This is a genomic window from Gemmatimonadales bacterium, assembly GCA_036265815.1.
In the GTDB taxonomy this organism is placed as follows: Bacteria; Gemmatimonadota; Gemmatimonadetes; order Gemmatimonadales; family GWC2-71-9; genus CAVVWJ01.
The window spans coordinates 1-10,773 of sequence record DATAOI010000099.1; the positions used below are offsets into that span (position 1 = coordinate 1).

At 67.6% G+C, this 10,773-nt stretch carries 10 protein-coding genes; 7 read left to right on the forward strand and 3 right to left on the reverse strand.

The window, feature by feature from the left end:
- Positions 1-197 precede the first annotated feature (197 nt).
- The 7 genes from VHR41_19170 (at position 198) to VHR41_19200 (ending at position 7,372) form a co-directional block, all read left to right on the forward strand.
- Complete coding sequence (locus VHR41_19170; protein HEX3236320.1) at positions 198-1,577, forward strand: hypothetical protein; 1,380 nt, start codon at positions 198-200, stop codon at positions 1,575-1,577.
- 39 nt (positions 1,578-1,616) lie between these two features.
- Complete coding sequence (locus VHR41_19175) at positions 1,617-2,084, forward strand: galactose oxidase early set domain-containing protein (protein HEX3236321.1); 468 nt, start codon at positions 1,617-1,619, stop codon at positions 2,082-2,084.
- Positions 2,085-2,330: 246 nt separating this feature from the next.
- Positions 2,331-2,669: a malic enzyme-like NAD(P)-binding protein gene (locus VHR41_19180; GenBank protein HEX3236322.1), complete on the forward strand. Its 339-nt coding sequence runs from the start codon at positions 2,331-2,333 to the stop codon at positions 2,667-2,669.
- Positions 2,666-3,856: an acetate/propionate family kinase gene (locus VHR41_19185; GenBank protein ID HEX3236323.1), complete on the forward strand. Its 1,191-nt coding sequence runs from the start codon at positions 2,666-2,668 to the stop codon at positions 3,854-3,856. Before VHR41_19180 ends, VHR41_19185 begins: the two co-directional genes overlap by 4 nt.
- 8 nt (positions 3,857-3,864) lie before the next feature.
- Positions 3,865-6,321: a phosphoketolase family protein gene (locus tag VHR41_19190; GenBank protein ID HEX3236324.1), complete on the forward strand. Its 2,457-nt coding sequence runs from the start codon at positions 3,865-3,867 to the stop codon at positions 6,319-6,321.
- Positions 6,322-6,401: 80 nt separating this feature from the next.
- On the forward strand, positions 6,402-6,887 hold the full coding sequence (locus VHR41_19195) for a hypothetical protein (protein HEX3236325.1): 486 nt from the start codon (positions 6,402-6,404) through the stop codon (positions 6,885-6,887).
- 50 nt (positions 6,888-6,937) lie between these two features.
- On the forward strand, positions 6,938-7,372 hold the full coding sequence (locus VHR41_19200) for a lipocalin family protein (GenBank protein HEX3236326.1): 435 nt from the start codon (positions 6,938-6,940) through the stop codon (positions 7,370-7,372).
- Here the strand turns inward: VHR41_19200 and VHR41_19205 are convergent.
- The 3 genes from VHR41_19205 to VHR41_19215 all read right to left on the reverse strand — a co-directional run.
- On the reverse strand, positions 7,363-8,226 hold the full coding sequence (locus VHR41_19205) for a DUF6544 family protein (protein HEX3236327.1): 864 nt from the start codon (positions 8,224-8,226) through the stop codon (positions 7,363-7,365). The two genes, VHR41_19200 and VHR41_19205, sit on opposite strands and share 10 nt — an antisense overlap.
- A 3-nt stretch (positions 8,227-8,229) precedes the next feature.
- On the reverse strand, positions 8,230-10,077 hold the full coding sequence (locus VHR41_19210) for a heavy metal translocating P-type ATPase (protein ID HEX3236328.1): 1,848 nt from the start codon (positions 10,075-10,077) through the stop codon (positions 8,230-8,232).
- Positions 10,078-10,094: 17 nt separating this feature from the next.
- The coding region (locus VHR41_19215) for a response regulator transcription factor (protein ID HEX3236329.1) at positions 10,095-10,773 on the reverse strand (679 nt) is incomplete at its 5' end.

A 10,773-nucleotide genomic window follows, 5' to 3' on the forward strand; every position in this document is an offset into this window, starting at 1 on the left:
GGGTTCGTCTCATGTTCGCACCGTGAGGAGAGAGATCTGGTAGTCGACCTACATAGTTGTGCCGCCGCTCATCGGAGACAAGAGGTCGCACTCTGACAAAATGTCCCACCGCTCGGCAAAGAACATTCAAGGGTTCTTCATGCTCCCTTAACCCAGGGGAGTGAGGATTGGGGGCACCACTTCACTGGATGGTCCGTATGCGCTCGGTCCATAGGCTGGTTTTTCCGTTGTGTTTCGGTGTTGCATCCCAGCTCTCGGCGACAGACAACCCCGCCGACCGCGCGCGCGCCTATGTTGCCGAGCACACCGGTGGGGTGCACGTGGTGCCGAGCTACGCTCGCCAGACCGGGCTCGCCTGCGCCGCGTGTCACTATCAGTTCCTGACGTTGACCCCGTTCGGACGCAAGTTCAAGCTGAATGGATACACGCTCACCAACCTTCCGTCGCTGTTCGACAAGGACTCCTCCACCAATGGTGGTAGGCTGGGTCTCAGCCCCTTCTCTCTGCTCTCTGCGATGGCCACCGCGTCGATGACCCATACCAAGGACGATCTGCCCGACACCCAGAACGACGCGGTCATGCTTCCGCAGGAGCTGAGCGGCTTCCTGGCAGGCCGGATTTCCCCCAACATCGGAATCTTCTCTCAATTCACCTACGCCGGTGCCGATGGGGCATTCGGGATCGACAACGTGGATATCCGGTATGCCAACAAGACCACATTCGGCAGCACCGAGATGGCCTACGGAGTGACGCTGAACAACAACCCGAGCGTCCAGGACCTCTGGAACACCACTCCCGGGTGGGGCTTTCCGTTCATCGGCTCGGAAGGTGCACCGGGCGGCGCTGCCAGCACAATGATAGACGGCGGGCTCTCGCAGAACGTGCTGGGATTGGGCAGCTATGCGATGGTCGGCAACTTGGTGTACGGCGAAGTCTCACTCTACCGCTCGGCATTCCAGGGCACGGCCGCGCCCTCGTCGGAGACCGGCGCGATTCACGGCGTGGCCCCGTATTGGCGGCTGGCGCTGCAGAAGGAATGGGAGCACCAATACCTGATGGTGGGCACCTTCGGTCTGCACACCAGCCTCTTCCCGGACGTCTTGACTGGACCCCGAGACACCTATTCGGATGTGGGCGCCGACGCGCAGTTCGAGTCCAAGGCGGGCACTGGCAACGTGGTGGTGCGAGGAAGCTGGATCCACGAGAACCAGACCCTCGACGCGACCTTCGCTGGGGGCGGGTCGGAGAGCGTCAAGAATTCGCTCAAGGTCCTGCGGCTGAATGCCAGCTACTACCCCCGGCAGTGGCTCGGCGTGACCGGCGGCTACTTCGACACCAGGGGCTCGACCGACGCCGGCCTGTACGCGCCGGACCCGGTCGACGGCAGCGCGAGCGGCAGCCCCAAGACCAACGGCTTCCTCGGGGAGGTGGATCTGAACCCATGGGAGAACACCCGTCTTGGCCTGCAATACACCGCCTACTCGAACTTCAACGGCGGGAAGACCAACTACGACGGAAGCGGGCGGGATGCCTCAGGGAACAACACCCTGTTCGCCTTTGCGTGGCTCGCGTTCTGATCGCAGTAGGGCCGCCAGCGTGCACGCGGATAGGAACCAATGGACCACGCCGCCGCGAACAGCGTCATGAGGGTCTACCACTCGGTCTCGCTGCTTCTGCCCGACGGCACGGTGCTCCACGGCGCCAGCGGCAACGCCCTGGCCGGAACCTCCATCGTTCCCGATGAGCACAACCACGAGATCTTCTCGCCGCCGTACCTGTTCAAGGGGGCGCGTCCGACAATCACGAGCGCCCCGACCGCCGTGCACTACGGGAACACCTTCTCCGTCGCCACGCCGAACGCGGCGCAGGTCACCGACGTTCGCTGGATCCGGATCGGCTCGGTCACCCATGCATTCGACGCGGGCCAGCGGGCAAATACGCTGACGTTCACCCAGACGTCCACCGGGCTGACCGTCACGGCGCCGGCGAACCCGAACCTGGCGCCGCCGGGGCACTACTTGTTGTTCATCCTCAATCGGAACGGGGTGCCATCGGTGGGGAAGATCGTGCAGGTGCTTCCATAGTCGAGCGTCGAGGCCTGAAATGGGATCCGGTCCTCGCACGCGCCGGCTCACCCGCGGCGTTCTCTCCTCAATGGAGAACCGAGGATCGAAGTGGTCGGCATGAGCCGTCCAGGCAATAACCTGCAGTACATTCCGTAACCCGCCGGGCGTGGTGATTCTAGGCTGGCGCCATCGTGGGCGTGAGTTCGCACCTGCGCTCTGGGCTGTTGTAAGACCTAGAAGGGCGCTAGCGTTATCAGAACTTTGGTGCTTAAGGACAACGCCTACATCTTCCCGGGCCTCGGCGTGGTCGCCTGCCGGATCAGGCGGGTGATGGCCGCCATGTTCCTGGCCGCCGCGGATACGCTCTCTGCCGCCACCAACTCGGCCGAGTTGGAGCAGGGCCCGGTGTACCCGGCCATCTCCCTGATGCGTGACGCATCGGCACAGGTGGCTGAGAGCGTCGCCCTGTCAGGCTACCGCGAGGGCCTCGCGCTTCTGCCCCCGCCAGACAATCTGGGTGCACACATCCAATACCCGCTCTATCAGCTGGCCTACCCCGCAGTACCCTCGCGGGTCACGGCCTCCCAGCCGGCTTCACGTTGACCGAGCGAAGCGTCCGGGTCCTCACGCTCAACAGCGGGTCGTCGAGTCTCAAAGCGGCGGTGTACGATATAGGCCAGGTCGAGACTCGGGTGCTCTCGATGACGGCGATCCGCATCGGACTCCTCGGGAGCCGGGTCCGGTTCGCCGGCGCCGACGGCGGCGTACTGCTGGATGGGGAGCAGAGTCTGCCCAATCACGCCCGCGCCTTGCAGCTGCTCCTGGGATGGCTGGAGCAGGAGCGCCCGTCGCTTCGCCTCGACGTCGTCGGCCACCGGGTGGTGCACGGCGGCGGGCGCCACTGGGACCCCGAGCTGGTCACGCCGGATCTCCTCGCGTCGTTAGAGGTGTTCGTCCCGGTCGATCCCGACCACATGCCTCACGCCCTCGACGGCATTCGGGCCGTCGGGAGTGCGTATCCCGGCGTCCGGCAGGTCGCCTGCTTCGACACCGGCTTCCACCGCGAGCTGCTGCCGGTGGCTCGGCGCTACGCCGTGCCTGACGACCTCGGCGGCAAGGGGATCATGCGATACGGGTTTCACGGCCTCTCGTATGAGTACGTCATGCAGGCGCTGCAGCAGCTCGAGGGCGACGCCGCTCACGGCCGGGTGGTCGTCGCCCACCTCGGCAACGGAGCTAGCATGGCCGCCATCAGTGACGGCCGAAGCCTCGACACCACGATGGGCTTCTCGCCCACGGGGGGCCTGATGATGGGGACGCGCTGCGGCGATCTCGATCCCAGTGTGCCGTTGTATCTGATCCGCCAACTGGGGATGAGCCCGGACGCGGTAGGGGCGTTGATTAACCATCAGTCCGGCCTGCTCGGCGTCTCGGGCCGCAGCGAGGACATGGGCGATCTGCTGGCGCAGGAAGCGAGCGACCATCGCGCAGCCGCGGCGGTCGCCCTATTCTGCTATCAGGCGAAGAAGGCGCTGGGCGCCTGCGCCGCCACGCTCGGGGGAGTGGATGTCCTGGTGTTCACCGGGGGAATCGGAGAGCACGCGCCGCCGGTGCGGGAGCGAATCGCGGCCGGCCTGGAGTTCCTGGGCATCGAGCTCGACCTCGAACGCAACTGGCGCAACGAGCCGGTGATCTCGACTGGCGAGAGCCGGGTGCTCGTGCGGGTCATCCAGACCAACGAGGAATTGATGGTCGCGCGGCACGCGAGCCGCCTCGCGGCCGGAGGATAGCAAAGACCATGACGACACTGGTATTCGATCCGGGGCTTTCGACCTCGGTGGAGCGGGACGCCGCGCATCCCGGCAGGCGCGCGCCCGCGGCCGAGGGCCCCCTGTCACGCGAGCTGCTGGACCGCATGCAGCGCTACTGGAACGCGGCGAACTACCTCACCGTGGGGCAGATCTACCTCGCCGAGAACCCGCTCCTGCGCGAGCCGCTCCGGCCCGAGCACGTTAAGCCCCGCCTCCTGGGACACTGGGGCACGTCGACCGGCCAGAGCTTCATCTGTGTGCATCTGAACCGGCTGATCACGGAGCGGGACGCGAACGTGATCTATATCTCCGGACCTGGCCACGGGGGTCCGGCCCTCAATGCGGCCGCCTATCTCGAGGGCAGCTTCACCGAGGTGTACCCCGAGATCACCCGCGACACGGCCGGCATGCGGCTCCTGTTCCGGCGGTTCTCCACGCCCGGCGGCATCGGCAGCCACTGCGGCCCGCACCTGCCAAGCTCGATCCACGAAGGCGGAGAGCTCGGCTACGCCCTGGTCCACGCCTACGGCGCGGCATTCGACAATCCGGACCTGCTGGTCGTGTGTGTGATCGGCGACGGCGAGGCGGAGACCGGACCGCTGGCCGGCAGCTGGCAGAGCAACCGGTTCCTCAATCCGGTACGCGACGGTGCTGTGCTCCCGATCCTGCACCTCAACGGGTACAAGATCGCGGGCCCCACCGTGGATGGCCGCACCCGCGATGCCGAGCTGGCCCAGCTCTTTCAGGGCCACGGCTACACGCCCCACTTCGTGGAGGGGGACGACCCCGCCAGCATGCATCAGCTCTTCGCGGCAACGCTCGACCAGTGCTACGACGAGATCCGGCGCATCCAGCAGGACGCACGGGCCCACGGCCTCCAGGGGCGTCCGAGCTGGCCGGTGATCGTGCTCCGCACGCCGAAGGGGTGGACCGGGCCGAAGGAGGTGGACGGAATCCCGATCGAGGGAACGTTCCGCGCTCATCAGGTGCCGCTGGAGGCCGTGCGCGAGAATCCCGCGCATCTCAAGCTGCTGGAGGCGTGGCTCCGGAGTTACCGCCCGGAGGAGCTGTTCGACGCGGACGGCGGGCTCCTCCCCGAGCTCGCCAGTCTGGCGCCGACCGGCGGCCGCCGCATGGGGGCCAACCCCCACGTGAACGGCGGCCGGCTGCTCGCCCCGCTGGACCTGCCCGACGTCACCGGGTATGCGCTCGACGTCCCCGGTCCTGGCCAGATGATGGCCGAGGCGCCGCGCAAGCTGGGCGAGTTCTTCCGCGACGTGATCCGGAGGAACCCGGCCACGTTCCGGCTCTTCTGCCCTGACGAGACCAACTCGAATCGGCTCAACGCGGTGTTCGAGGTGACCGACCGCTGCAGCGTCGGCGAGACGGTACCGATCGACGATCACGTGGGCCCCGATGGCCGGGTGATGGAGATTCTCAGCGAGCATTGCTGCGAGGGCTGGCTGGAGGGCTACGTGCTGACCGGCCGGCACGGGGTCTTCACGTCCTACGAGGCCTTCGCCCAGATCGTAGACTCGATGTTGACGCAGCACGCGAAGTGGCTGGCGCAGTCACGCGAACTCCCCTGGCGGGCGCCGATCGCGTCACTCAACGTATTTCTCAGCAGCCACGCCTGGCGGAGCGACCACAACGGCTTCACCCATCAGGCGCCGGGATTCGTGGACAACGCGCTGGCCCGCCGGAGCGAGGTGATCCGGATCTACTTCCCGCCCGACTCGAACTGCCTGCTCGCGGTGTTCCATCACCGGCTGCGTAGCCGGAAGCGGGTCAACGTAGTGACCTGCGGAAAGCAGCCCGCGCTCCAATGGCTGAGCATGGAACAAGCGCTGGACCACTGTGCCCGCGGCGCCTCGGTCTGGGACTTCGCGAGCAACGAGGGCGACGGGGAGCCGGATGTGGTGCTCGCGTGTGTCGGCGACGTGCCTACTCTGGAAACCTGTGCCGCCTCGTGGCTCCTGCAGAAACACGTGCCGGGCATCCGTGTCCGCGTGGTCAACGTGGTGGACCTCGGCGTGCTGATGAGTCCGGACCGCTACCCGCATGGCATGGACGACGCGGCGTTCGAGGCGCTCTTCACCCAGGCGGCGCCGGTGATCTTTGCCTATCACGGCTTTCCCTCGGTGGTCCACAGCATGGTGCACGGCCGGGCCAACGAGGGGCGGTTCCATGTGCGCGGCTTCATCGATCAGGGCGCCGTGACGACGCCGTTCGACATGGTGGTGCTGAACCGGATGAGCCGCTTTCACCTGGCGCTGGACGCGCTCAAATACGTACCGCGGCTTCGCTCGATCACGGATGAGGTGGTGGATCTGTTCGAGCAGAAGCTGAGCGAGCATCAGGGCTACATCCGGGAGCACCTGGAGGACCTGCCCGAGATCGCCAATTGGCGCTGGACCAGCGATTTCAGCGTCGGCGATGGCTAAGGTGTCTTCCCCCGGCCTTCAGGATTCCTTCATCCGAGCCGGGGTAGCATTGGGGCAGCCGTCAACGTGGAGCGTCTTCAGTGCCCAATGCCACCATGACATCGGACCGGCCCGGCGGGGAGCCGCTCGAGACGGTGCTCCGGCCCAGCCATGATGCCTGGATCGAGGAGACCCGCCGGTTCCTCACGCCGGCGCTGGACTCCGAGGCCGACTTCTGGACCCGCTGGTCCGCCGTTCGTTACATCTCGGATGATTTCCGGGAGCAGTTCCGGCTCGAGCGCGCGCTGGTCGCAGCGCTTCGCCCGCTCCTCCGGGAGGAGGTCGCAAACCGGCTGATGCATGAAGGCGAACGGGTCGTGCTCCTGCGGCTCGAGCTGGACCGCATCGGTCGCCGCCGTGGCACGTCGGCGGAGTTCGCCGCGGGCGCCGACCGTCTGTTGGAGCAGATGGGGGTCTGGTGTGCCGAGATCGAGCTCGCGGCGCGCGGGATTACTCGGGAGGCTCTCCCCGCGGAGGGCGCCGCGTATCTGGCGCACCTCGAGGCGGTTCTGCGGACCCGGCGGTGACCCGTGCGTCCGAGTCAGTCTTGCCGGATCCGCTCTGCATCGGAGGTCCCATGGCACGACCAGGACTGCTCCTCGCAAGCCTGATCCTTGTCGCCTCCGCCTGCGGGGACGGCACCGCCCCCACCAGTCTGGACGGGGTATACACGCTGGTGGCCGAGAACGACCAGCCACTGCCGTCCGATCCAAGCGCACCGAATGGCTGCTGCATCACACTGAGCGGCTCTGTCACCTTTAGCGCCACCGGCTACGACCTCCGCACGTCATATCGCAACAAGAACACCAGCCTCGAGTTCGACAACTCCGAGCAGGGGACGTACACCCGTCAGGGCAACACGCTGACCTTCACCCGTACCGGCGGCGATGGCGAAGGCATACCCTATCTCCTTGCGCCGGGCACCGTGTCGGCTGACGAGCGGACGGTCACGCTGCTCTATGGCGATGAAGGACCGGGCTCGAATCAGATCAGCGGCACATTTCACCGCTGAGCCGTTAACTCGTAGTCCAGCCGGGTGATCCGGCCGCGCCAGTATGGGTGCGGACCGTCCGGCAGAAGCCACGACACCTCGCCCTCGAGCGGCACTGTCATGCCTTGCCGCTCCTCGTAATTCCACTGCCGGCCCTGCCAGGGCGTCGGAATGACCTTCCCGCCTACGGTCCGTCCCCGTGCTTCCGCACGAGCGCTCTCGATCAGGCCGTGCTCGTCGAATCTGAAGAGCAGCGTCAAGCTGATCGTGCCGTCGGTGAGCGTACCGTACGCCGAGCGCTCGTCTCCCGCGGCCCAACGCACTCCCTGACTTGGGAGTAGGGCCGTGGGGTACCATGCCGCCTCGGCGAAGAAACGCATCAGTTCGCCTCGGGCGAGGTCCTCGGTACCGCGCAGAAGGACCAAGGGAACGAGGCCGAGCAGCGACGCGTGCAGGAGACCTTCGCCGGCACTATACGCATCGTGCACCTGCACTGCCACGCCCGGCAGTACCAGGACCCGAGCGTTCCAGTCGAAGCCCGGCCGTCGGGTGACCACCATCTGATCCGAAGCAAATCGCTTCCAGCGGTCCGCGGTATCACCCAGGTTGAAGGTGCCACGGTGCTGTATCCTCACGCCCGTTACCATCGGCTGGCCGTCACTGAGCGCCGTGCGGAAGTACCGTTGCACCGGGGCCGGCAGCCCCTCGAGCTCATGGAAATCGACCACAGACGGTCGAACCGGTTCGCGAGCGGCATCCAAGCGTGCACGCAAGGCCCGGGTGCCGACACGCCAGCGGTACGCTCCGTAGAGCCGAGCTGCAACGGCACCGGCGATGAGGCCAAGGACGAGGATGAGGAGCGGCTGCTGCGCCACCTATCACCTCCGGCTTCTGGTGACGCCGTCGGCAGACTCGGCGTCGAAAGTGGCCCGCAGGGCGTTGATGATGACCCCGACGTCGATCACCTCCTGCAGCAACGCACCCAAAGTCGGTGGAATGTGGCCCAGGCTGGCCGTGATCATCGCGAGACCGCTCAGGCCCAGGCCTGCCCAGATGCTCTGCCGGGCGAGCCGCAGGGTGCGGCGGCTGATGGCGATCGCCTCCGTGACCCGGGTGGGATCGTCCGCCAGAAGCACTACGTCCGCGGCCGCGGCCGTGATCCCGCCCCCGCCGCTCGCGAGCGCGATGCCGACGGTGGCGCTGCTGAGCGCGGGCGCGTCGTTGGTTCCGTCGCCCACCATCAGTACCTGCTCACGCTGGGTCACCAACCGCTGAATGAACCCCACCTTCTCGGCCGGCAACAGCCCGCCGTACGCCTCATCGACGCCGACCGCCCGGCCGACGGCGGTGGCGTTGGCCGGGTCGTCGCCGGAGAGGAGAACCGTGCGCCGGACGCCCAGCCGCCGCAGCGTGACCACGAACTCGCGCAGCCCGGGGCGGAGCCGGTCCGCGTACTCGACCACGCCGGCGCCGTACCCGTCGACGGCGACATAGGCGCGAAGCCCCTCCCTCTCCAGCGACGCCATCGCGGCTCGGAGACCCGCCTCGGCCTCCGGATCGCGGCGGATCACGAACGACCAACCGCCCACGCTGACCCGGCTCCCCTCCACCTCGCCGCTCACGCCTTCTCCCGGCGCCTCGGTGATCTCCCGCGCCTGGGGCAGCGCGACCCCCCGCGCACTCGCCTCGTCGATCAGGGTGCGTGCCAGGAGGTGACCGGAGCCGTGCTCGACGGCCCCGGCCAGCCGAAGCACCTGCTCGGGCGCGAACGGAGGCGCGGCCAGCACCCGCGCGACGTGGGGACGGCCGATGGTGAGCGTGCCGGTCTTGTCGAAGACGGCCACCGTGATGCCGGCGAGCTGCTCCAGGGCCGAGCCGTGGCGGAAAATGATGCCGCGGCGGGCGGCCCTGTTGATCCCGCCCACCACCGCCACCGGCGTGGCGAGGATGAGCGGACATGGCGTGGCCACCACCAGCACCGCGAGCACCCGGACCGGGTCGTGGCTGAACAGGTAGACAACCAGGCAGACCAGGAGCGTCAGCGGTGTGAACCAGACGGCGTAGCGGTCAGCCAGGCGCTGCAGCGGCGACTTGCTTTCCTGCGCGGTCCGGACCAGCTCCACGATCCGGGCGTATTGGCTCTCACTGGCTGGCGCGGTGACTCGGACGGTGAGCGGTCCGTCGAGGTTGAGACTGCCGCTCAGGAGGTGGACGCCGGGCGCCGCCGTGACCGGCACCGGCTCGCCGGTGAGCCGGGCGGCATCTACGTGAGAGCGTCCCTCCAACACGAGGGCATCGCAGGGGAGGAGCTCGCCGGGTCGGACCAGCAGCCCGTCACCGACGGCCACGGCGTCCGCATCGACGTCCTCCACCCCCTCCGCGGTCAGTCGGTGAGCCAGGCACGGCGCGGCGGCCTCAAGCTCGCGGACCGCCGCTGATGCGCGCCCTTCGGCGTAGCGCTCGAGCGCCTCGCCGCCGGTTTGCATGAGCACGACGATGAGCCCAGCGAGTGGCTGGCCCAGCGCCAGCGCCGCGGCGACGGCCAGCATGGCCACGAGGTCGGCCGCGAAGCGGCCGGACGCCATGCCGCGGAGCGTGCGCCAGACGACCGGCAGCCCCGTGACGGCGAGCCCGGCCGACCAGATCACCGTGCCCGAGCCGGCCGAGACGGTCAGCCGGACGGCCAACCCGAGAATGATGAAGAGCAGGGCGCCGGCGGGAAGCAATGCGGCGCCGGGAGGAATCAGCGGAGTGGCGCGATCTCCACGTCCTGGCCCCGCCGCAGGCTGAAGCCCACGCCGCGCACCGTCACCAGCAGCGGCTCGCCCGCCGCCTGAGTCAGTTTGCGCCGGAGATTCCCCACATGCACGTCCACCACGTTGCTCTCCGGATCGAAGTGCATGTCCCATACCTTCTCCAGGAGCGTGGTTCGGCGGACCACTTCCTCGGGGCGCAACAGGAAATACTCGAGGAGCTGGAACTCCTTGGGCGTGAGGTCGAGGCGGGCGTCATTGATAGTGGCGACATGACGGAGCCGGTCGAGCGTGATCGGTCCGTAGCGGAGCACCTCGAGCCGCTCGGCTCCGCCCCGCCGGTGCAACGCCCGGACCCGCGCCAGCAGCTCGTCGAAGCGAAACGGCTTCGCCAGGTAGTCGTCCGCCCCCGCATCCAGCCCCCGCACCACGTCTTCTACCGCGTCGCGCGAGGTCAGCATCAGGATGGGAGTATTTCGCCCCTCGCGGCGCAGCTCCGCGGCCACCTGGAACCCGTTCTTCTTGGGTAGGACCACGTCGAGCAGGATCACGTCGTACTCGTACACGTGAGCCAGAGTGGTGCCCTCGTCCCCGTCGGGGGCGACGTCCACCACATATCCCTCTTCCTTGAGCCCCTGCTCGATGAACCCGGCGACCTTCCGGTCGTCC

Coding starts and splice junctions, on each gene's coding strand:
- VHR41_19170 (HEX3236320.1), top strand. CDS start 198: ATGCGCTCGGTCCATAGGCTGGTTTTTCCGTTGTGTTTCGGTGTTGCA.
- VHR41_19190 (HEX3236324.1), top strand. CDS start 3,865: ATGACGACACTGGTATTCGATCCGGGGCTTTCGACCTCGGTGGAGCGG.
- VHR41_19200 (HEX3236326.1), top strand. CDS start 6,938: ATGGCACGACCAGGACTGCTCCTCGCAAGCCTGATCCTTGTCGCCTCC.
- VHR41_19175 (HEX3236321.1), top strand. CDS start 1,617: ATGGACCACGCCGCCGCGAACAGCGTCATGAGGGTCTACCACTCGGTC.